Origin of the sequence: Streptomyces sioyaensis (genome assembly GCF_004122735.1) — a bacterium.
GTDB lineage: Bacteria > Actinomycetota > Actinomycetes > Streptomycetales > Streptomycetaceae > Streptomyces > Streptomyces sioyaensis.
Genome location: NZ_SDIF01000071.1, coordinates 1 through 20,728 on the forward strand (window position 1 = coordinate 1; position 20,728 = coordinate 20,728).

The window sequence follows — 20,728 nt, forward strand, 5'->3', positions numbered from 1 at the left end:
CGCCGGGGCAGCCCGCCCCCGCCCCGCCACCCCCGGCCGTCCGGCTGACCAAGGTGACGCTCACGAAGGCGGCGCCCGCCGTCTCGCTGACGAAGCAGGGCGGCACCTCCGGGGCGATGCGGGTGAACCTCAACTGGAGCAGCGGCACGGCGGGCAAGCGGCTGGGCAAGACCCTCGGCCGCAAGGCCATGCAGGCCATGGGTGCCCGCGGCGCACTGCTGCCCCCGTCCGGTGAGCTGGACCTGGACCTGTGCGCGCTGTACGAACTCACCGACGGCTCCGCCGGTGTGATCCATCCGCTCGGCAACAACTTCGGTGCCCTGCACGCCCCGCCGTACATCCAGCTCGACGGCGACGACCGCACCGGCGCCGCCACCACCGGCGAGAACCTGACCATCAACCTCGACCACCAGGCCCGGATCAAGCGCATCCTGATCTTCGTCACCGTCTACGCGGGCGCCCGCAGCTTCGAGGGCCTGAGCGCGACGGTCACCCTCCGGCCCCAGTACGGCGCCCCGGTCGACTTCTCGCTCGACGCCTGCACGGTGCCCTCCAACGTCTGCGCGCTGGCCCTGATCACGAACACCGGCAGCGAACTCGTCGTCCAGCGCGAGGCCCGTTACCTCGTGCCCGCGCCCGGCGTCAGCCCGCAGCGGACCGTCGACCAGGCCTACGGCTGGGGCCTGGACTGGTCACCGGCCAGGAAGTGACCGGGGCGCCGGGGGCGGCGCTCAGGGCTTCGGGTACGTCCGGCCCTTCCATGCCGCGCCGCGCCCCCGGTGGTGCTGGACCGCCGAGTCCACCGTCATCAGCAGATACAGCAGCGCGGTGAAGGGCAGCAGCGGAGCCGTCCACCACGGCTGCCCGTAATGGCGCAGCATCGGCAGATACGTCCCGCACATCACCGCCCAGGCCGCCCCGCCCAGCGCGGCCGTCGCCGCATCGCCACCGGCCGCCCCGGCCAGCAGCGCGACGGGCGGCACGAGGTACACCAGCGTCAGGCCGAGCACCGTGCCGAGCAACAGCAGCGGCCGGTGCCGCAGTTGGGCGTACGCGCTGCGCGAGACCATCCGCCACAGATCGGCCGGCCGCGGATACGGCCGCACGCTGGCCACCCGGTCCGCAAGCCCCAGCCAGATCCTCCCGCCCGCCGCCCGGCGCCGTCCCGGGTCGAATCTCCGCCGGACACCGGCCGCGGGGGCCCCGCCCGTGACGCCGCTGCCCGACCCGGAGCGCTTGACCGCACGGGCCAGCGTCACATCGTCGATCACCGCATGCCGGATCGTCTCCGGGATGCCCGCCCGCTCCGCGGCCTCCCGCCGCAGCAGCACACAGCCGCCGGCCGCCGCCGCGGTCCGCGCCCCGGGGCGGTTGACCCACCGGAAGGGATACAGCTGCCCGAAGAAGTACACGAACGCCGGGACGATCAGCCGCTCCCAGCGCGTCACCACCCGCAGCCGCGCCATCTGCGACACCAGATCCAGCTCCGCCGACCGGGCGGCCGCCACCAACTCCCGCAAACTGTCCGGTTCGTGTGCGATGTCCGCGTCGGTCAGCAGCAGATACTCCGGCTCCATGTGCTCGCGCGCCAGCGCCATGCCGTGCCGCAGCGCCCACAGCTTCCCCGTCCACCCCGGTCCGGGCTCGCCGGGCGAGGACACCGTCAGCGGCAGCCCGCCCCGCGCGGCCGCCAGTTCCCGGGCGCGCGCGCCGGTCCCGTCCGTACTGCCGTCGTCGACCAGGAACACCTCCGCCCGGCCCGGGTACTTCTGCCCGAGCAGCGACGGCAGGCTGTCCGGCAGCACCGCGGCCTCGTCCCGCGCCGGGACCACCACCGCGACCGACGGCCAGCGCTCGGGATCCCGACGGGCCGGCAGCCGGACGTCCGTCCGCCAGAAGAAGCCCTGCCCCAGCAGCAGCCACACCCAGGCCAGCAGCGACCCGGCACCGATCCACTCCATCGCTCCCACGGCACCGCAGTCTGCCGCACCGCACCCCGCGCACCGCGGCGATCGGCACGGAGTCCCCGGCGTGGCGCCACCGCGCGAACGGCCGGAACGCCATGGGTCGCCCGCGCCGGACCGCCTCCCGTCCCTGCCCGGTATGACAAGACGGACGTCCGGCTGAGTAAAGTGTCCGGGTGAAGATCGCGCTGATGGACTCCGGGAATGGGCTGCTTCCGGCGGCCGCCGCCATGCGGCGACTGCGGCCGGACGCGGATCTGGTGCTCTCCTCCGACCCCGACGGGATGCCATGGGGGCCCCGTACCCCCGACGACGTCACCGCTCATGCGCTGGCGGTGGCCCGCGCCGCGGCCGCGCACCGGCCCGACGCCCTGATCGTCGCCTGCAACACCGCAACGGTGCACGCCCTGCCGGCCCTCCGTGCCGCCCTCGAACCCGGCATCCCGGTCATCGGCACCGTCCCGGCCATCAAGCCCGCCGCGGCCGGCGGCGGCCCGGTCGCCATCTGGGCCACCCCCGCCACCACCGGCAGCCCCTACCAGCGGGATCTGATCGACCGGTTCGGGCAGGGCGTGGACGTCACCGGCGTGCCCTGCCCGGGGCTCGCCGACGCGGTCCAGGAGGCCGACGAGGCCGCCATCGACGCCGCCATCGCGGTCGCCGCGCAGCGCACCCCCCGGGACGTACGGGCCGTCGTCCTGGGCTGCACCCACTACGAGCTGGTCGGCGAGCGCATCCGTGCCGCCGTCCAGCAGCCCGGCGCCCCCGCACTCGTGCTGTACGGCTCCGCCGAGGCGGTCGCCGCCCAGGCGCTGCGCCGTATCGGAGCCGAGCCGGCGCCGGCCGCCGCCCCGACCGGCACGCTCGGCGTGATCCTCAGCGGCCGCCCCGCAGTCCTCCCGGCCCCGGCGCTCGTCTACGCCGAGGGCCGGCTGCTCGCCCGGAGCCGTACGGACGACGCCGCGGGATCCCCGCCGGACACCGCGCCGGCGGCCGACGGGGCCGCCACCACCGTCCGCCGCTGACGCCGGACGCGAGGTCGCGCGCACCGCAACCCGGTCCGCGAACGACGCGTCCGATGCGCTGCCCCTGGGTGCAAAGACGCGTACGCTGCGTCTCATGAGGGACCACCCCCACGAGGGGGCAGCCGCCCCCGACAGCCATGGCCCCACCGACGGCGCAGACGGCCCGGCGCGCCCCGTCGGCGGTTCCCACGCGGAGCTCCCCGAGGTCTGGCACGGCAGCGCCACCAACCGCATCCAGTGGCTGCTGGCCGCGATCGGCGCCGCCTGTCTGGCCCTGGGCATCGAACTCGCCGTCGACAGCAACTGGACCTCCGGCCTGGCGCCGCTGGTGATGTCGGTGGTCGGCTGTGTCGCGGCCGGCCTGCTGGTGCTCTTCGGCACGCTCGCCTTCGTCCATGTCGCGGTGCGCGTCGACAAGGAGTGCCTGGAAGTGCGGTGCGGCCACATAGGGGTGCCACGCCGCCGGATCCCCCTCGACAATGTCGTCGGCGCCGACTTCACACCGCAGGTCACGCCCCGCCACTGGGGCGGCTGGGGCTACCGCTGGCGCCCCGAACAGGGCACGGCCGTGGTCGTCCGCCGCGGCGAGGGCGTGATCCTCCAGCTCGGCGACGGGCGCACGTTCACCATCACCGTCGATGACGCGGAGGCCGCGGTGCGCGTGATCCGTGGCCGGCTCCGTCCGCGCAAGGGGACCCCGGCGGGCGCCTGAGCGCGGCACGGCGGGGTGGATCCGGCAGGTGCACAGCACGTCAGGAGCCCTCCGGGGATCTCCCGTAGGGTCGGAGGATGGCTACTCCCGATTTCATCCGTGACCTGCGGACCTCCATCGGCCGGCAGCTGCTGTGGCTGCCCGGTGTCAGCGCGGTGGTCTTCGACGACCGGGGCCGCGTCCTGCTGGGCAAGCGGGCCGACACCGGTGGCTGGTCGGTGATCGGCGGCATCCCCGAGCCCGGCGAGCAGCCGGCCGAGACCGCGATGCGCGAGGTCTACGAGGAGACCGCGGTACGGGTCGTCCCCGAGGCCGTGGTCCTCATCGAGACCATGCCGCCCACCCACTACCCCAACGGGGACGTCTGCCAGTTCATGGACGTGACGCTGCGCTGCCGTGCGATCGGCGGCGAGGCGAGGGTGAACGACGACGAGTCGCTGGAGGTGGGCTGGTTCGCGGTGGACGCCCTCCCGGAGCTCAAGGAGTACGCGTTGACCCGTATCAAGCGGTCGCTGGAGGCGGGGCCGACGTGGTTCCAGGGAATGGGGGAGGAGCCGCCGGCGGAGCAGCCCTGAGGACTCGCGGCCGGGCGCTCAGGGCATTCTCCGGGTGCGCCGCGGGTTTCCCGGGCGGGCACAGCCGGACCGGCCCCTACGGCCTCGGCGAGTGCGGCAGGACCGTCCCTCTCTCCCTCCCTACAGCTCCTCCGTCGACGGCTCGTCCATCGGGTCGGAGGGTTCCTCGGGGAGGGTGGGCAGTTGCGAGCCGTCCGGGGCGTCCGGCTCGCCGGGCTGCTCGGACGGGCCGCTGTGCCGGCCGGACGGCTCCTCCGTGTGCATCTCCCGCTTGTCCTTGCGGCAGGTCGTGACCCAGGTGCCCGTGGGACCGCTCTCGTACTGACAGAGCCAGCCCCGTACGGCGAGGGTGCCCCGGTCGTCCTCGGCCTCCCGCGGCGCCCGCACGAAGAACTCGGACATCACCTTGCGGGCCTCCGCGCAGCCCACCGTGCCACCGGCCGCGGCATCCGCGAAGAGCGTGACATCGCCCTCCGGGCCCAGCGCGTCGGCGAGCTCGCCGCAGTCCACCGGCTGTCCGGGGACGGTCGGGGACGCCGAGCCCCGGCCGCCCGGCCCGCTGCCCGTGGCGGACGACGCCCCGGGCGTCGCCTCGCCGGCGTCGTCCCCGCAGCCCGCGGCGGCAAGGGCGAGCAGCACAGTCGGCACGGTGATGAGCCTCCGCATGTCGGACTCCCTCGGACTCCCTTGTGGCGGCGGTGCGCAGACGGCACGCCGCGTCGTACGACGCTAGGGGGCCGCGGGGAACCCGGCGAACCGGGACGGCCGTTCAGGTGACCCGCACGCGTCACGGCGCACGGCCCGCCCCCATGTCGTGGCCCGGGATACCGACGCGTAGTGGGCCCCGGGGCGGACCGCGCCCGCGGGACGGTTCCCACCAGCAGCCGACTCCGGGTGCGCGCCGCCACGACCTGCGGCAGCGTGGTGGCGAAGCTTTCCCCTCCCCGCACGAAGGAGTTCGACATGGGTCGCAAAGGTGCCATGGACAAGATGAAGGGCAAGGCCAAGCAGAAGGCCGGCAAAGCCATGGGCGACGAGCGCCTGAAGGGCGAAGGCCGCGCGGACGAGGCCAAGGGCAGGGCCAAGGGCGCGATGGGCGACGCCAGGGAGAACCTCCAGGGGATGAAGGACTCCCTGAAGGGCAAGGGCCGCTCCTGACGCCCGGCGGGGGCGTGGCGGACCCGCTGCCCCGTCTCCCGGAGGCCGTCCCCGGCCCGCCACGCCCCCGCCGCACATCAGGTTCCTCAGTGCCCCGTGCACGGTACGGCCGGCGATGTCCGGCCCTGGCCACATCGTTCCAGGCATCGCTCGATCCGCGACAACGCCGCCTCATGACGCTCGGTTCGGCTCCTGCGAGGGTGGCTACTGTGCGCTTGCGGTGGGGCGGACCACGATTTCGTTCACGTCGACCTGCGGGGGCTGGGCGAGCGCGTACGCGATGGCGTCCGCGACGGCGGAGGCGGGCAGCGCCACGGCGCGGTAGGTCTTCATGGCTTCCCGGGCTTCCGGATCGGAGATGCTGTCGGCGAGTTCGGACTCCGTTACGCCCGGGGAGACGAGGGTGACGCGGATGTCTCCGGCGGATTCCTGGCGCAGTCCCTCGGAGAGGGCGCGGACAGCGAATTTGGTGGCGCAGTAGACCGCTGCGGTCGGCGAGACCTCGTAGGCGCCGACGGAGGCGAGGTGCACGAAATGGCCGCCGCCCTGTTCCCGCATCACCGGCAGCGCGGCGGCGATCCCGTGCAGGACGCCGCGCAGGTTCACGTCGATCATGCGGTCCCACTCGTCGGTCCGCGTGGCCTCCAGCGGCGACAGCGGCATCACCCCCGCGTTGCCCACCAGGACATCGATCCGGCCGAACTCGGCGTGAGCGGCGTCGACGAACGCCTGCATGTCCGCCCCGTCGGTGACGTCCAGCCGCCGGAAGGCCGCGGTGCCGCCCTCCTTCGTGATCTCTTCGGCCAGTTGCTCCAGGCGATCGGTGCGGCGCGCGCCGAGAAGGACCCGGTGCCCGTCGGCTGCCAGCCGGCGTGCGGTCGCCGCACCGATACCGCTGCTCGCACCGGTGATCGCGACGACCTTGGTGTGCTGCGTCATGCCTGTTCCTCCCAGTGGAGAACGAGGTGCTCGTGGGGGGGGAGCACGCCGTCCCTGATGTCGCCCGCGGCGGTGAAGCCCGGGTCGTGGATGCAGCCGAGTCTGGGCGGCGGCTGCGGGCACAGCCAGAACAGGCTGTGCCTGGGCACGGCACACCCAGGCATGACCAGGGGGGTGGCCCTTAGCCTGACGGGCATGAGCAACGACCTCGGGGACTTCCTGCGCGCGCACCGTGCACGCCTGCTGCCGGGCGACGCGGGGCTGACGTCCTACGGCCGACGGCGGGTGGCGGGGCTGCGGCGCGAGGAGGTGGCCGTCCTGGCCGGTATGAACGCCGATTACTACGCCCGTCTGGAACAGGGACGCGAGTCCAGTCCTTCGCCGCAGGTCCTCGACGCGATCAGCGGCGCACTGCGCATGGACGAGGAGGCCCGCGACCATCTGTACCGGCTCGCGGACACCATGCCTGCCGGCTTCCGGGCGCACCCGCAGGAGACGGTCAGCCCGATGCTGCGGCAGCTACTGGACGGCTCCCCGCACACCCCGGCGTTCGTCCTCAACCCGGCCCTGGACCTCCTGGCGGCCAACCCCCTGGCCGACGCGCTGTTCTCACCGTTCGACACCGCGGACAACCTGGCCCGGATGATCTTCCTCGACCCCGCCGGCCGGCACTTCTACGCACACTGGCACCGCGCGGCCGAGTCGACCGTGGCCCACCTGCGCCAGTCCACCGGCCTCGTCCCGCACTATCCCCGCCTGCGCGCGCTCGTACGGACCCTCGCCGCGTCGAGTGAGGAATTCGCCGCGCTCTGGACGGCACAGACCGTCCACGGAAAGAACCACGGCGCCAAGGAACTCCGCCACCCCGAGGTCGGACCCCTGTCACTCACCTACCAGTCCTTCGACGTACGAGGAGCGCACGCCCAGCAACTCGTGATGTACCACGCAGAAGCAGGAAGCCCCAGTGCCCAGGCGCTCACCCTGCTGGGCACCCTCGACGCAACCCGCCGCCAGGCACATTCCACGGATCGGTAGCAAGCCGAGGCGCTCCCCGCGATTGCCGCGGCCTCCTTGGGGTGTGACCGAGATACGCGCCAAAGGGGCAACGGGATGATCTTGAAGCCCTGAGCACCCATCGGCCGTCACCCATACGGCTCAGTGTGGTTGGTGGTGATGTTGAGCGTCGTCTGGGGCCTGGGGTGGGTTGTGACATCGATTGAACGGACCGCGTATCCGCGGTTCAAGCGGCTGATCACCGCGCATGAGCTGCATCTGTTCTACTCCCCGAGTCGCGATGAGCTGGAGTGGGCGGCCGATGCCACGGGGACTGCGATGAGCATCTGCTGGCGCTGCTGCTGATGCTGAAGTCGTACCGGCGTATGGGTGTTTCCGGGCGCTGGAGGACGTCCCGGAGATGGTGGTGGACTTCGTCCGGCGTGCGGTGGAGCTGCCGGAGGGCACGCTGCCGGCGTACCGGGCGGAGCGGACCGCCAAGCACGACCGTGGCCTGGTCCGCAAGCAGGCCGGAGTGACGTACGACCAGGCCAAGGCCCGCGGGATCGTCGAGCAGTCGATCCGCAAGGAGGCCGCGGCGAAGAACCGCCCGGCGGACCTCATTGACATCGCGCTGGAGAAGGTGGTGGAGGCCGGGCTGGAGCTGCCGGGGTTCTCGACCTTCGACAAGATGGCCTCGAAAATCCGTACCGAGGTGAACGCCTCGATCTGTACGGGCATCCACGACCGCATGAGCGCTGCTCAGCGGGCGGGGCTCATGCGGCTGTTGGAGGACCGTGACAGCGACGGGACGACGCTGTTCAACCGGCTGAAGAAGCCCGCCAAGGGCCCGACCTGATCGCACTTCTAGAAACTGACCAAGCGTCTGGAATGGCTGGACGAGCTCGGCGACACCGACGTGTGGATGGACGGAGTCGCCGCGGGGAAGGTCACCGACTTCGCTGGGGAGGCGGACGCGTCGGCGCCTCGGAGCTGCGGGACTTCGTCCCCGTCAAGCGCATCGCGCTGGTCGCGGCCTTGACGCACAAGGCGCGGATGCGGGTGCGGGGCGACCTGGCGACGATGTTCTGCAAGCGCGTGGCGATGAAGATCAAGAAGGCCAAGGCGGAGCTGGAGGAGATCCGGCTCGCGGAGCGGGAGATCGTCGAGGCCCTGATCGGGAACTACCGCACGGTCTCAAGCACATCGACGAGGGCGGCCCGGCCCAGGAGGCGCTCGCGAAGGCCGCGGCCATGACCGCCGAGGTCCGCCAGACCCTGCAACTTGTGGGAGGTGCTGCTGTACGGGCAGATCGGCCGGGACCGGGCGGTGATGTTCGACCTGGCCGACAACGACAAGCTGAAGTTCACCGCGACCAGCGAGGACAGCCGGGTGCTGGACGCCCTCGCGCACGCCCAGCGGCACCAGGCGGCCCGCGGCGACTACATCACCGCCTTCAACGAGGAGGGCAAGGAGGTCGACATCTCCTTCGCCACCCAAAACTGGCGCAAGGCGGTGGTCGACAAGACCCGGACCGGGCAGTTCGTGCGCAAGCACTTCGAGGCGATGGTCTTTACCGCGCTCGCCGAGGAGCTGCGCACCGGCGACGTCGCGGTGGTCGGCTCGGAGGAGTACGCCGACTGGTCCGAGCAGCTGCTGGCCTGGGAGGTCGTCCAGGAGACGCTGGGGGCCTACCTGGTGGAGGTCGGCCTTGCCGAGCAGGGCGAGTACGTGCACATCGACGCCCTGTTCGGCGAGCCGGGCAAGCACGTCATTGACTTCGACCTGATCGAGTCCCAGTTCCGTCACCTGATGCGGGTGGCCGTCTCCGTACGCGAGGGCACCATCTCCTCCTCCACACTGCTCAAGCGCCTGCGCTCGGGGTCGAGGAAGAACGCCACCTACGCCGCCTTCCGCGAGGTCGGCCGCGTGATCCGCACCGTCCAGCTCCTGCGTCATCTCTCGGACGCGCCGCTTCGCCGACGGGTGACCGCGGCGACCAACAAGGTCGAGTCGTTCAACCGGTTCTCCCAGTGGATCGGCTTCGGCAACCGCGGTGTCATTGCCGACAACGACCCCATCGAGCAGGAAAAAGCGATGAAGTTCAACGCCCTGCTCACGAACGCGGACGATCTCCGCAATGCCCTGGACATCGCGGAGATCGTCCGCCAGCTGCTGGAAGAGGGATGGGAGATGGACCCGGAAGACCTGGCGCACATCTCGCCGTACCTGACCGAACACATCAACCGGTTCGGCGAGTACAGCACCCACGAACTCGGCCTCCAGCCCGAGGCGTACGACCCGAAACTCGACGTCGACTTCACCCCGCTGCGCGAGCAGGACCTGACCGCCGCCGGTCTCGGCCAGGCTGCCTGAACCGTGAGGTGAACCAGCTGGTGACGCCCTTCACGGGAGCGGGCCGGTATACCCCAGAATCCTGCTGCGAGGGTCAGCCTCCAACACCGTGGCCCGGGCAGGTGATCCGATAGCGCTGCCGTGGGGGCGGGGTTTGTGACGGTTCTTGTGGGCCCTCGCCGTATTTCAGAGAGATACCCGCGCTGTTCTGCCAGCGGCAGAACACCGGCCGGACCGGGCTCGACGATCACTACAGTCCAGTCTCATGACGACGATTACGACGCGTACGGTCGAGTATCCGGCCGACGGTTTGACGATGATCGGGCACCTCGCGCTCCCCACCGGTGCCGACCGCCGGCCCGCAGTCCTGGTCGGACCCGAAGGGACGGGGCTCAGCGACGTCGAACGCCGCCGGGCCGATGCCCTGGCCGAGCTGGGATACGTGGCGCTGGCCTTCGACCTCCACGGCGGGCGCTATCTGGACGACCCCGAGGAGATGCTGGCCCGTTGCATGCCGCTGCTCGCCGACCCCGACCGGATGCGGGGCATCGGCCACGCGGCGCTCGGCGTGTTGCGTGCCGAACCGCGGGCCGACCCCGACCGGATCGCCGCCGTCGGCTACGGCACCGGGGGTGCGATCGCGCTGGAACTCGGGCGCCACGGCGTCAACCTGCGCGCGATCGGGACGGTCAACGCACTGACCACGGGCCGGCCGGGCGAGGCGGCACGCATACGCTGCCCGGTGTGGGCCGGGGTCGGGTCGGAAGACCCGATCATGCCGCCCGCGCAAAGGGACGCGTTCACCGCCGAGATGCAGACCGCGGGCGTCGACTGGCGCCTCGCGGTCTACGGCGGAGCCCTGCACGCCTTCCACCACCCACCGGTCGGCCACCCCGTGCGCCCCGGCGTCGGCTACCACCCACAGCACGCGCAGCGAGCCTGGCGCGACGTCGTCGACCTGCTCGCCGAGTGCCTGCCCGTGACGGAGGATCTGGGGCATGACCCAGGTAAGCATGCTGGCCCCGGGCACTGACAGTCCACTCCCCTCAAGTCCGCACAGCAGAAACGCATTCGGGCGGTTACTCGATCGCGGAGACGTATTCACAACTACCGCAGTAAATACCGGATTTACTGCGGCAGAGCCCCTGCCGTGATCACCGCGACCTGCGGCGGACCAATCCGGCCGCCGGGGCGAGGTGTACGCATTTATCGCGGCAGTACCGGAAGGGCGGGACGGCGTGACGATCGAACCGGTGACCGAAACTCGGGAGCGGGCGCACTTCGGTTGCCGCGCGCTCGGGTCGTACCGCTGTCCGTCCCGCCCGCGTCGTACACCGCGGCGGTCGAGCGGTACCTCACCGGCGCGGGCATCGCGAAGTCCTCCGCGCGGATCTACCGGATCTCGCTGACGACGTGGGGATGGATGCTCGCCGGCGAACCGCCGCCGACCGGACCCGCCCGCCGAGGCGCGAAACCGCCCGTCTTCCCCCGTCGCCGCGATCGACGACCCGGCGCTGCCGGAGGTGCTGGCTGAGCTGGCGGCGGCGCGGGCGGACGAGATGGACGCCGACACCGTCAACCGGGAGCTGTCCATCGCGCGCAAGGGATCGGCTGGTGGCAGCGCCAAGGCTGGATCGAGTGCGATCCGACGATCGGCATCGAGCGGCGGCCGGCGCCGCCCGACCGTACCAAGGCCCTCGCGGAGAACCAGATCGCCGCCTTGTGGCACCGCGACGTCGCGCTGCGGGAGAAGACGCAGTGGAAGATGCTCTACGAGTCCGCCGCACGGGCCGACGAGGTGCTGTGCCTCAACGTGGAAGACCTCTACCCGCAGGACAAGCGCGGCAGGATCATCCCAAGGGCGGGGCGACCGAGTGGATCCACTATCTCGGTCACACCCCTCCTTGTGCTTGTGATGCAGCGCTTCAAGCACTACATCGAGCACAGGGGAACCGAGAGCGGCGCCTGGCGCGGGCGCGTCACGCCCAGCTGAGCCCTGCGCCGGCGCCCGCGGCTCCGGCAGCCGCGACGCGGCACCACGGGTGGCGGCGGCCTGACGCCGCCCCCCGTGCCGCCGAGGCATCCGCTGGAGGGGAGCCCGAACGCAGCCGGGCGCCCCGGGCTTGTCGTGCCGATATCGCAAGGGGACAGCCATCGCGGGACGTTCCCCTCCCACATGCCCGCAATGACCATTTACGCCCTAAGGTCACACATCCATTACAACTCCTGGATATTCCGGCCCGGCGGTATGTCGCCGCGCCAAGCTCAACTCTCCAACCGGAACCACCAGGGGGGCATCTTGCTCAACACCCACCGTGCGGCACGCCGTATCCGAAGTGCCGTCGCCGCCGCCGCACTTGCCACTGCGGTGATCGCACCCGTCACCCTCGGCGCCGGCACCGCGCAGGCCGCCACCGTCCACTGCGCGCACCACACCACCGGCACCTGTGGCACCCACGTCAGGCACCCCGCAGGCGTCATGGCCAAGTGCAAGGACGGCACCTGGTCCTACAGCCGCCACTTCTCCGGCACCTGCAGCCACCACCACGGCGTCCGGTACTGGTTCAAGTAGGCCGACCCGGGGGTCCTGTCGCCCCGGCATGCCGATGCCCCGTCCGTTCTCACCGGGCGGGGCATCGGGCTGTTCGTAGTGTTCGACGCAAGGGGCGTGGCGGCGCACCGGGCGCCGGCAGCCTTTCGGGTTGACCGCCCCTCAGAACATGGCCCAGAGCAGCCATGCGAGCAGAAGGCACGCGGCTACCACGAGGACGACCGCGGCACCCGCACCCGGGTGCATCATCCGCTCCTGCTCCGCACGTTTCTCCGTCAGGAAGGCCGCACGGTCTTCCTCGGTACGGGTACGTACCCAATGCCCGTTGCCAGGGCCGGGGGAGATCATGGCACCACCGCCTCTCTTCGGTCCGACGGGGCGCCTCCCCGCTCCCCGTCCGATCACACTCCGGCAGGTCAGCTTCCGGCTGGTCAGCGCCGCCCGGGACCGCTCGCCGAACGCCGCCCGCCCCCGGCTCTCCGGCGGTCACCAGATTTTTTCCGCCCGCCACCAATCCGCCCGGGCGGCCGCTCCGAATAACGGCTGATGCCTCGTTGAGGTGTTGCTTCTGCCTCGCCGAGGTGGTGCTTCGAACCCGGACGACGTGCGGTCCCCTCTCCTCCGTGGAGGCCGCCGGAAAAGGAACGAACGTGATAGCCAAGCGCACCAGCCGACTTGCCGTACTCGTTGCTCTGCCCGCCGCACTGGCCCTCACCGCGGGTGCCTCGTCCCAGGCCGTCGCCGAGGGCAACGGCGCGTACCAGATCAACCTGTCGCAGCTGAACAACTCCGGCTCCAAGGGCACGGCGATGCTCAGCCTCAAGGGCCACCAGCTGACCGTGAAGATCGAGTCCGAGGGGCACGTGCCCGGGCAGCCCTCCGCCCAGCACCTCCACGGCTCCACCGACGGCCATGACTTCCACTGCCCGGACCCGAGCGCCGACACCAACGGCGACGGAGTCATCAACAACACCGAAGCCACGGTCGACTACGGCAACATCAACATCTCGCTCACCACCAAGGGGCCCACCGATGCCATGGGCAGTGGCCTCGCCGTCGACCGCATGCCGGTGGCCGACGCGCAGGGGAAGCTGTCCTACGAGCGCACGATCCCCGTCTCCCAGGCGGTGGTCGACCACATCAAGGACCTGCACATCGTGCAGCACGGCATCGACCGCAACAACAACAACAAGTACGACTTCGACGGCGCGGGCAAGAGCGAACTCGATCCCAAGCTCCCCCAGGAGGCCACCGCCCCGACCAACTGTGGTGAGGTCCGGGGCGCCGCGGTGGGATCCATCCCCGTCGGCGGTGTGGAGACCGGCACCGGGCCCGTCGAGGAGAAGGGGACGCCGGCCGCGATGATCGGTGTCGGGGGAGCAGCCTTCGTGGTGGTGACCGGCGCGCTGACCCTCGTACGGCGACGGCGGAGCGGGCTCTTCGAGGGGCGCAACTCTCGGAGCAACGGGGGTGCCGCGTGAAGCGCCTGGGTCAGGACACCGTGGGCACCGCAGGCCGCCGGGGGCGCCGTGCCACCGCAGGTGTGCTCGCCGCGGCAGTGGCGTCCGTGCTCCTTGCCGGGTGCGGGGGGCAGGATGCGCCGCCGGACCGGTCGGCCCCGGAGCAGCAGCCGGCCCAGGGCGGCGGTCAGTCGTCCCAGGACGGGGCACCCGGGGGAGACGCCGGGGCGAAGGCCGCCGCCGCGATGCCGAAGTCGGCCCCGGAGCGGCTCTCCATCCCCGCGCTCAAGGTCTCCTCCCCGCTGGAGCCGCTGGGCCAGCACAAGAACGGCTCCATGCAGACACCCCGGGACCCCGACAAGGCGGGCTGGTACGAGCCGGGGCCGACGCCCGGCTCGCAGGGACCGGCCGTGATCGCGGGGCATGTCACCTGGAACGGCAAGCCGGCGGTCTTCCACGCGCTGTCGAAGATGAAGGCCGGTGACACCATCGACGTCACCCGGCAGGACGGGAGCACGGCGAAGTTCACGGTCGACCGCGTGTCCCAGTACCCGAAGAACAAGTTCCCCACGCTGGAGGTGTACAAGAACCTCGACCACGCCGGCCTCCGCCTGATCACCTGCAGCGGCGAGTACGACCAGGGCAAGCACTACTACCCCGACAACCTGGTGGTGTTCGCCAGCCTCACGGGCCGTGCGTAACCGCCACCTGCGATGAGACCGGCCGACGGCCCGGTCGCCGCCGCCCCCCCCGCAGCGGCGACCGAGCAGGTCGGCTCCGCTTCGCAGCCCGCCCCCTCAGAGGGAATGACGCTGCATCAGGACGGCCCTCCCGAGTACCAGTCGATCATGGCTCGGTACTCGGGAGCGGGCGCGTCGTCGGGGGACAGCCAGTCCTCCGGGCCGCGCCGGTGCTCCCAGGCCAGGTGTCGTTCGCCGAGGGCGGCGACGAAATCGGCGGCCAGCTGCCCCGCTTCATGGAGGTCCTGGTCCGGGGATTGCGAGCTGGCGCCGACGATCTGGCCGCGCACCTCCGCTGAGTGGCCGTACCGGAAACTGCCGGTGCCGAGGCGGTGCGGATCGACGTGCACCGCCTCACCGTTGTTGCGGCCCAGGCGGCGGTGGCAGCCGGCCTTCGCCGCCGCGTTCGGCAGGTACTCGTGGCCGCGGTCGCCGATGACGACCACGCCCAGCACCGCGCTGTCGTTCGGTATCCACGGCCCCGCGGTGGCGTCCATCAGGACGAAGCCCATCATCGGCCGGGGGTAGGCGCCGCGGGGCGCGCGCTCGCCCGCGGTGTGGTTCCGCCAGACGGCGGCCGCGCGCTTGAGTCCCAACTCAAGCAGGAGCGCGTCGAGTTGATCGTCGGTGAGCAGGTACGCGTAGGGGTTCCTGCGGTGTGCCACGTGGACGTTCAGCCCGTCGGGCGAGACGGTCTCGGCGCCTGTCATGCCTTCTCCTTGTGGACGGACAGGGCCGTGCACCGAGCTTCGCGCGAGGCGAGGGGTGATGCTCGGCGACCGGCCCGCGGGGGTGGCTCGTGGCCCCGATGTCATGACGGAACTCGTCACTGCGGGAGGGAGCCGGGGGAGTGGGGTCGTGCGGAGGGAGCCGTCCACGCTGGGTACTTGTGTTCTCCCAGGCATGGCGTGGTGCGGGTGGTGCCCATGGTGCGAGTGCGGGGGCTGGGTGTCATCCGTGCTCAGGGTCACGTTTGGGGGGTGGCCGGAGCGCGCGGGCAGGGGGTGGCAGGAAAGGTCGCTGATAGCGGGGCGCCTTTCCGTGTATCGAAAACCGGAAAAGGTCCTTCCGGTGCTTGACGAAGGCGACCGGACGGCCGAAACCCGGCTCTTCGGTGCGCGCTATCCAGCCAAACCCGGGTGTGTGGCCGGGGCGGCTCCGGGCGGTCGAGGGTGTCGGGAAGCCGTCGTCCAGGCGTAAAGGGAGAAACCTTGGGTCGGCGAGTGGATTGGTTTTTTCCAATCGGGCGAATCGCCCATCAGGCACCACAGTTGAGAGATTTGCTCATCTCGTTCTCCGGAATGGCCGCGGGTGGGGGCCGCTTGACTGCCACGAAATCCGTATGCAAAAATTTTCGGCGTTGTGAAGATCAACTCGCCAACGGGGGGCCTATTGGGCTGGGTGGGGTTCGTTGGGGAATGGCCAAGCCTTCCCGTTGTTGTCAGGTTCTTGGAACATTAAATTCCGTTTTTTGCTCATACTTGCCGGGTGCCCTGTGTCATATGCGTGGCAGGCCCCGGGGTTGTTCCGTATTCTTGCCCCCCGATGGGGCTCGCGCACCCTTCGATTGCGGCCATCCGGTCCCAGTTGACGTCTTCCGTCCATCAAGATCATCCAAATGGTGATGGACGCTGTTCTTCTCATGCGCACGACCCCCGGTCGGGTACGTCGGCACGGCCGGGGGAAGCAACTGCCGAGAAAGGGTCTCGCAATGGCGCTGAGCACTGATCTCGAACGGACGCAGGTATTCCAGCAGGACGGGTTCGCCTTGACCGGGGAGCTGCTCTCCATGGCCGAGGTGGAAACCTACCGAAATATCTATGACCGCCTCTTGAGCGGTGAGATAGAAAGCGGCGACAAGCGCTCCGACCTCGCTTCCCATGTTCCGCGGCGGGAGGGGGTCCGGGAGAACATCACCCAGATCATGTGGCCCTCGGCGCTCTACGCACCGCTGAAGGATCTGCCGCTGCACTCCCGGGCGTTGACGATGGCACGCGAACTGATCGGCGACGACGCCGTGCTGGACTTCGACATGCTGATTCACAAGGCGCCGCACACCGGGGTGGCGACCCCATGGCATCAGGACGCGGCCTACTGGATCGATCTGCCCGACACCCGGGCGGTCTCGATCTGGGTGGCGCTGGACGACGCCACGGTGGACAACGGCTGCATGTGGTACATCCGGGGTTCGCACCAGAAGCCCATTCGCCCCCACCGGCCGACCAGCGACGGCCGCAACATCGAATGCGACTGCTCCGAGGACGAACCGGGCGCGACTGCGGTGCCGTTGTCGCTCGGCGAGGGAGTCGCCCATGCCGGCGGTACGCTGCATTACTCCCGCGGCAACATCTCGGACCGGACCCGGCGCGCATGGATCCTCAATTACCGCCCCGCCGACATGATTCGGCTGGAGCGGGAACAGGGCATGGATCACGGCCTTGAGAACAATGAACGCATGGTGCGCAATGCCGATGCCGCCGATGTCGTCGACGGGGTCGATGCGGTCGATTCCGGCGACTGAGGCGTCGGCTTCCCCCTGCGTAGAGCTGTGGCTCCGGTCCACGGTGAGTTCCGGCCTCTGTAGGTGAGGGTCACTCTTCCTTCCCGTGGTCTTGCAGTTTCCCGGACTGCGACCCGGCGCCCCTTACGTGCTGCTGCGGGTCTGCGTGGTCTCTCCTGCGCCGGTTCGGGGGATCTCCGATGTCGTCGCTGACTGTCGGCCTCTGACTGCTGTCTCCGACTGTTGTCGCTGACCGGTATCGCTGGCCGGTATCTCTGTCCGGCATCGCTGTCCGGTTTCGCTGACGTGGGATCAAGAAAGCCGCCGTTCCGAACTCCGTGACGTCGACGGACTTCTCCCCGCTCTCCACAAACGAGCTCCCCACCTCTCCCTCCCCATTCCCCCTTTCGCCGCCCCAGTTACTCTTGCGAGGTAGTGCAATGGATCCCCTGAGCCATCCGTCCGCGCCGAATCCGGCCACCTCGACGGCGCTCACGAACGGGCCGGTCAAGCTGAGTGGTGCGGTGATGGCGCATCCCCGGCGGGCCGAGGCGGCCCGGTTACTCGCGGGCCGCGACGTGCAGGGCCGGGTGGCCGTGGTGCTGGACCCCGACCCCGAGGGGCCGCCGACGGCGCTGCGCACCGCCAATCCGGCGTGGAGCTGCGTGGCACAGGACGCCACGCACCATCTGGTGCTGCAGGACGACGTGGTCCTCGCCGAGGGATTCTTCGCGCATGCGGAGCGCGTCGCGGCGGCGGTGCCGCACGAGGCCGTGGCCTTCTACGCCGGCTGGGAAGGGCGCAACGGTGCCGTGGTGCGCCTGGCGGCCCTGACGGGCGCGCAGTGGGCCTACGCGCTCCAGGAGCACGTGCCCTGCCTGGCGTTGCTGCTCCCGGCCCACGTCGCCCGGGGATACGCGCAGTTCGCGGCCGAGCACGGCGCCGGCTGGCCCTACGACGTGGTGATGCAGCGCTACCTCAACGTATGCGGCGTCCCCGTGCGCCTGTCCGTACCGAGCACGGTGGACCACACAGAGGTGCCCAGCATCGCCGGCAACAGCACCCACGGGTGGCGGCGGGCGGCCCACTACACCAGCGAGGCGGCCGGACCCACGACGTACGACTGCGCCGATTTCCCGGTCGTCCCCTTCTACCAGTACGGCGAGGCCCGGTGCGCGGTCCAATACGGGACGGAGCGGGAGTACGTCGAGACCGAGCGGTACCTCCAGCGCATCGGCCTGCTGGAGCACAGCCATGCGGCCTTCGCCGCGGCCGGGCCGTCTCCGCTGTCCGAGCAGGTGGCGAGGGCGGTGTGGATGACGGGGTTCGCCCTCGGCACCGCCGTGGCCGGCCTCACGACCGAGGCACCGGACCCGTCGGTGGCGCGGGCGGTGATGGAATCGCTGGGGCCCGGCGGTCTGTGTGAGGATTTCACCGCCGAGGAGCTGAACGAACTTGTCCCTCCCGTAAGGGACTTGGGACTGGCCGCGCTGGAGGAGGGACGCCGGGCCGGGAGCCGCGGCGTGGCTCCGGCGGCGGACGCGCCCGCCGCCCGGGTCGCCGTCACCGGGGGCGAGGGCGGCTTCGGCCCGCAACTGGCCCGGCTGCTGGGCGACGTGGGGCAGCACGCCGGTCATTTTCCGCACCCCGTGACCGGCAAGGACCTGGACGGCGTCGCGTACCTGGTGCACCTGGGCTCCCCGGCCACGGCTCCGGGCCGGCTGGCGGACGTGCTGGCGGCCGCGGAGGAGGCAGGGGTGGAGCGGCTCGTCTACGCCGGTTCCGCGGCGGTCTACCGCGGCAGCGGGGAGCAGGCCGTGACGGAGGAGACGCTGACGGGACCGCCGCACGACCCGGTCGCCCTGGCGTGGTGGCGCGAGGAGGAGCAGTGCCGCCAGTGGGGCGAGCGGAGCGGAATCCCGGTGCAGGTCCTGCGGCTGGCCCAGCCGGTGGGGCCGCACGCCCCCACCGACACCACGCCCGCGCAGTGGATCCATCGGGTGTGGACGCGTAAGCCGCTGCACCTGTGCCCGCAGCGGCAGCACCAGGTCGTGGACTACCGGGATGTGGCGGGCGCGATCGGCGCCGTCCTGGCGGCACGGCCGCAGCACCCGGTGTTCCACGTCGCCTCAGGGACGTACGAGGAGGAGGAGCTGGCCGAGCTGATCTCGGTCGTCGCCCGCCGCACCCCCTGGGAGCGGCTCTCCGACCCCGGGGTCCGGCAGCCGGTCATGGCGACGGATCTGATCGGCACCGCACTGCGCTGGCAGGGCTCGGCCTCGCTGTTCGACGGCATGCGGGCGCTGGCCCAGTGGCTCGCCTGCGACACCCACGGCACGGCCACCCGCGGCCCGCGGCGGGCTGACGGCGATGGCTGAGCAGGCGCCGGCCCGGGCCGAGGCCGCTGCGGAAGGGCTGTTCTCCCGGACGTACGCGGCCGCCACGGCCAGCTTCGCCGGGGTGATGTTCCTGACCGGGTTCGCGGCGCTGGCCGTGGTGCCCACCCTGCCGGTGGCCGCACAGGACCTGGACGGGGTGTCGCTCTACCCGATGGTGGCGGGCTGCTTCGTGGCCGCGAGCCTGCTCGGTGGGGTGCTCGGCGGCGGCTGGGCGGACCGGGCGGGGGCGCGCCGCCCGCTGGCCGCGGGCCTGGTCCTGGCGGTGGTCACCCTGCTGGTCTCGGCCACCAGCACCTCCATCTGGCAGCTGGCGGCCGGGCGTTTCCTGGACGGGGTGGCGGGCGGGATGGTCGCGGTGTCGATCAACACCGCCATCGGCCAGGCCTACCCCGACCGCCTGCGGCCCCGTGCCCTGGCGCTGATGAGCACCTGCTGGATCGTCCCGTCGCTCGCCGGCCCGCCGCTGGCGGGGCTGGTGGCCGCCTGGTGGTCCTGGCGGGCGGTGTTCTTCGGCCTGGCCGCGCTGACCCTGCTGCCGGCGCTGGCCGTCGTGGCCATGCTGCGCAGCCGCTCCGGGCAGGCCGCGCCCGAGCCGCCGGACGCGCGGACGCCGCGCCCCGCCCTGCTCGTCGCGGCGGCGGTGAGCGCGGGCGCGGCGCTGGCGCAGTACGGCATTTCGGGCTGGGACCTGCGCCATCTGGTGTGCACGGCGGCGGGGCTCGCCCTGCTTGCGGTGTTCGCCGCCCGGCTGCTGCCGCCGGGCACCTGGCGTGCGGCGCGCGGCCTGCCTGCCACGGTGCTGCTGCGCGGGCTGGCGTCAGGGGTGTACTTCACCCTGGAGGCCTTCGTTCCGCTGTTGCTCGACACCGTCCGGCGGGTGCCCGCCGCGGTGACCGGCCTGGCCTTCACGGGCGCGGCCATCGCCTGGGCCGGTGCCTCCTGGGTGCAGGGCCGCCTGCACGAGCGCTGCCCCCGCCACCGCCTGGTCGCGGCCGGTGCGCTGCTGCTGGCGGCGGCGGTCGCGCTCGCCACGGCCGGCACGCTGCCCGCGCTGCCCGCGCTCACCGCCGCCTCGGCCATGCTCCTCGCGGCCGTCGGTATGGGCCTGCTCGTCCCCTCGCTCACCCTCCTCTCCCTCTCGCACAGCCCGCCCGGCCGGCAGGGCTACGCCAGCAGCGCGATGCAGACCACCCAGAACCTGGGCCAGATCACGGTCATGGGCCTGGCCTCCGCCCTGTTCCACGCCGGACTGGGCGCGGGCGCCACCGGTCTGGCCGGCTATGTCGCCGCCTTCGGGCTGCTGCTCGTGCCGAGCGTGCTGGCTGCCCTGCTCGCCGCCCGCGCTCGCACGGTGTGA

22 protein-coding genes and 1 pseudogene are annotated in these 20,728 nt (G+C 71.4%); 18 read left to right on the forward strand and 5 right to left on the reverse strand.

The genetic code is table 11. The features are described from left to right. Nucleotides 1-710: Tellurium resistance (locus tag EST54_RS22245; protein WP_129249504.1), on the forward strand; the 710-nt coding region annotated here is incomplete at its 5' end. 21 nt (nt 711-731) lie between these two features. Here EST54_RS22245 and EST54_RS22250 read toward each other — a convergent pair. Continuing rightward, nucleotides 732-1,961, reverse strand: a complete 1,230-nt coding sequence (locus tag EST54_RS22250; protein ID WP_129249533.1) for a glycosyltransferase — start codon at nt 1,959-1,961, stop codon at nt 732-734. Between the two features lie 179 nt (nt 1,962-2,140). On the opposite strand from EST54_RS22250, the gene EST54_RS22255 reads away from it, so the two are divergent. The 3 genes from EST54_RS22255 (at nt 2,141) to EST54_RS22265 (ending at nt 4,276) form a co-directional block, all read left to right on the forward strand. Then, complete coding sequence (locus tag EST54_RS22255; protein ID WP_129249505.1) at nt 2,141-2,989, forward strand: glutamate racemase; 849 nt, start codon at nt 2,141-2,143, stop codon at nt 2,987-2,989. 94 nt (nt 2,990-3,083) lie between these two features. After that, a complete protein-coding gene (locus EST54_RS22260) occupies nt 3,084-3,701 on the forward strand; it encodes a hypothetical protein (RefSeq protein WP_129249506.1) in 618 nt (205 codons plus the stop codon). Nucleotides 3,702-3,778: 77 nt separating this feature from the next. Further along, nucleotides 3,779-4,276 carry an NUDIX hydrolase gene (locus EST54_RS22265; RefSeq protein WP_129249507.1) on the forward strand — a complete coding sequence of 166 codons (498 nt, stop codon included), beginning with the start codon at nt 3,779-3,781 and terminating at the stop codon, nt 4,274-4,276. A 120-nt stretch (nt 4,277-4,396) separates the two neighbouring features. On the opposite strand, the gene EST54_RS22270 is transcribed toward EST54_RS22265, so the two are convergent. Further along, entirely contained in the window at nt 4,397-4,942 is a 546-nt protein-coding gene (locus EST54_RS22270; protein WP_129249508.1) for a hypothetical protein, read from the reverse strand. A 297-nt stretch (nt 4,943-5,239) separates the two neighbouring features. Between EST54_RS22270 and EST54_RS22275 the strand changes: the two genes are divergently transcribed. Beyond that, nucleotides 5,240-5,434, forward strand: coding sequence for a CsbD family protein (locus EST54_RS22275; RefSeq protein ID WP_129249509.1), 195 nt, complete (start codon nt 5,240-5,242; stop codon nt 5,432-5,434). A 204-nt stretch (nt 5,435-5,638) separates the two neighbouring features. Here the strand turns inward: EST54_RS22275 and EST54_RS22280 are convergent, their stop codons facing one another. Next, nucleotides 5,639-6,373 (reverse strand): SDR family oxidoreductase, encoded by a 735-nt coding sequence (locus EST54_RS22280; protein ID WP_129249510.1) that lies wholly within the window; start codon nt 6,371-6,373, stop codon nt 5,639-5,641. Then, complete coding sequence (locus tag EST54_RS35950) at nt 6,370-6,522, reverse strand: hypothetical protein (protein WP_154074034.1); 153 nt, start codon at nt 6,520-6,522, stop codon at nt 6,370-6,372. The genes EST54_RS22280 and EST54_RS35950 overlap by 4 nt, the downstream gene beginning before the upstream one ends. Nucleotides 6,523-6,568: 46 nt before the next feature. Between EST54_RS35950 and EST54_RS22285 the strand changes: the two genes are divergently transcribed. The 10 genes and pseudogenes from EST54_RS22285 to EST54_RS22330 all read left to right on the forward strand — a co-directional run bounded on the left by EST54_RS22285 (nt 6,569) and on the right by EST54_RS22330 (nt 14,433). Then, on the forward strand, nt 6,569-7,408 hold the full coding sequence (locus EST54_RS22285) for a helix-turn-helix transcriptional regulator (RefSeq protein ID WP_129249511.1): 840 nt from the start codon (nt 6,569-6,571) through the stop codon (nt 7,406-7,408). Nucleotides 7,409-7,579: 171 nt separating this feature from the next. Continuing rightward, on the forward strand, nt 7,580-7,732 hold the full coding sequence (locus EST54_RS34745; protein ID WP_167511590.1) for a DUF4158 domain-containing protein: 153 nt from the start codon (nt 7,580-7,582) through the stop codon (nt 7,730-7,732). A gap of 19 nt (nt 7,733-7,751) precedes the next feature. After that, a pseudogene (locus EST54_RS34750) lies at nt 7,752-8,225 on the forward strand (DUF4158 domain-containing protein); the annotation flags it as partial. 62 nt (nt 8,226-8,287) lie between these two features. Then, nucleotides 8,288-8,623 (forward strand): hypothetical protein, encoded by a 336-nt coding sequence (locus EST54_RS34755; RefSeq protein ID WP_167511591.1) that lies wholly within the window; start codon nt 8,288-8,290, stop codon nt 8,621-8,623. 36 nt (nt 8,624-8,659) lie between these two features. Then, the gene (locus tag EST54_RS35105) at nt 8,660-9,742 is read left to right on the forward strand and encodes a Tn3 family transposase (protein WP_203525554.1); all 1,083 of its coding nucleotides are present in this window, start codon (nt 8,660-8,662) and stop codon (nt 9,740-9,742) included. A gap of 244 nt (nt 9,743-9,986) precedes the next feature. After that, on the forward strand, nt 9,987-10,754 hold the full coding sequence (locus EST54_RS22295) for a dienelactone hydrolase family protein (RefSeq protein WP_129249512.1): 768 nt from the start codon (nt 9,987-9,989) through the stop codon (nt 10,752-10,754). A gap of 687 nt (nt 10,755-11,441) precedes the next feature. After that, on the forward strand, nt 11,442-11,714 hold the full coding sequence (locus EST54_RS34910) for a hypothetical protein (RefSeq protein WP_174857494.1): 273 nt from the start codon (nt 11,442-11,444) through the stop codon (nt 11,712-11,714). Between the two features lie 306 nt (nt 11,715-12,020). Next, the gene (locus EST54_RS22315; RefSeq protein WP_129249513.1) at nt 12,021-12,293 is read left to right on the forward strand and encodes a DUF3761 domain-containing protein; all 273 of its coding nucleotides are present in this window, start codon (nt 12,021-12,023) and stop codon (nt 12,291-12,293) included. A 629-nt stretch (nt 12,294-12,922) separates the two neighbouring features. Further along, on the forward strand, nt 12,923-13,753 hold the full coding sequence (locus tag EST54_RS22325; RefSeq protein WP_129249515.1) for a hypothetical protein: 831 nt from the start codon (nt 12,923-12,925) through the stop codon (nt 13,751-13,753). Next, the gene (locus EST54_RS22330; protein WP_129249516.1) at nt 13,750-14,433 is read left to right on the forward strand and encodes a class F sortase; all 684 of its coding nucleotides are present in this window, start codon (nt 13,750-13,752) and stop codon (nt 14,431-14,433) included. Before EST54_RS22325 ends, EST54_RS22330 begins: the two co-directional genes overlap by 4 nt. Before the next feature lie 116 nt (nt 14,434-14,549). Here the strand turns inward: EST54_RS22330 and EST54_RS22335 are convergent, their stop codons facing one another. Further along, nucleotides 14,550-15,182, reverse strand: a complete 633-nt coding sequence (locus EST54_RS22335; protein WP_129249517.1) for a hypothetical protein — start codon at nt 15,180-15,182, stop codon at nt 14,550-14,552. Nucleotides 15,183-16,183: 1,001 nt separating this feature from the next. Between EST54_RS22335 and EST54_RS22340 the strand changes: the two genes are divergently transcribed. The 3 genes from EST54_RS22340 (at nt 16,184) to EST54_RS22350 (ending at nt 20,728) form a co-directional block, all read left to right on the forward strand. Next, the gene (locus EST54_RS22340) at nt 16,184-16,993 is read left to right on the forward strand and encodes a phytanoyl-CoA dioxygenase family protein (RefSeq protein WP_129249518.1); all 810 of its coding nucleotides are present in this window, start codon (nt 16,184-16,186) and stop codon (nt 16,991-16,993) included. Nucleotides 16,994-17,412: 419 nt separating this feature from the next. After that, entirely contained in the window at nt 17,413-19,350 is a 1,938-nt protein-coding gene (locus tag EST54_RS22345; protein WP_129249519.1) for an NAD-dependent epimerase/dehydratase family protein, read from the forward strand. Continuing rightward, nucleotides 19,343-20,728: an MFS transporter gene (locus EST54_RS22350; RefSeq protein WP_129249520.1), complete on the forward strand. Its 1,386-nt coding sequence runs from the start codon at nt 19,343-19,345 to the stop codon at nt 20,726-20,728. Before EST54_RS22345 ends, EST54_RS22350 begins: the two co-directional genes overlap by 8 nt.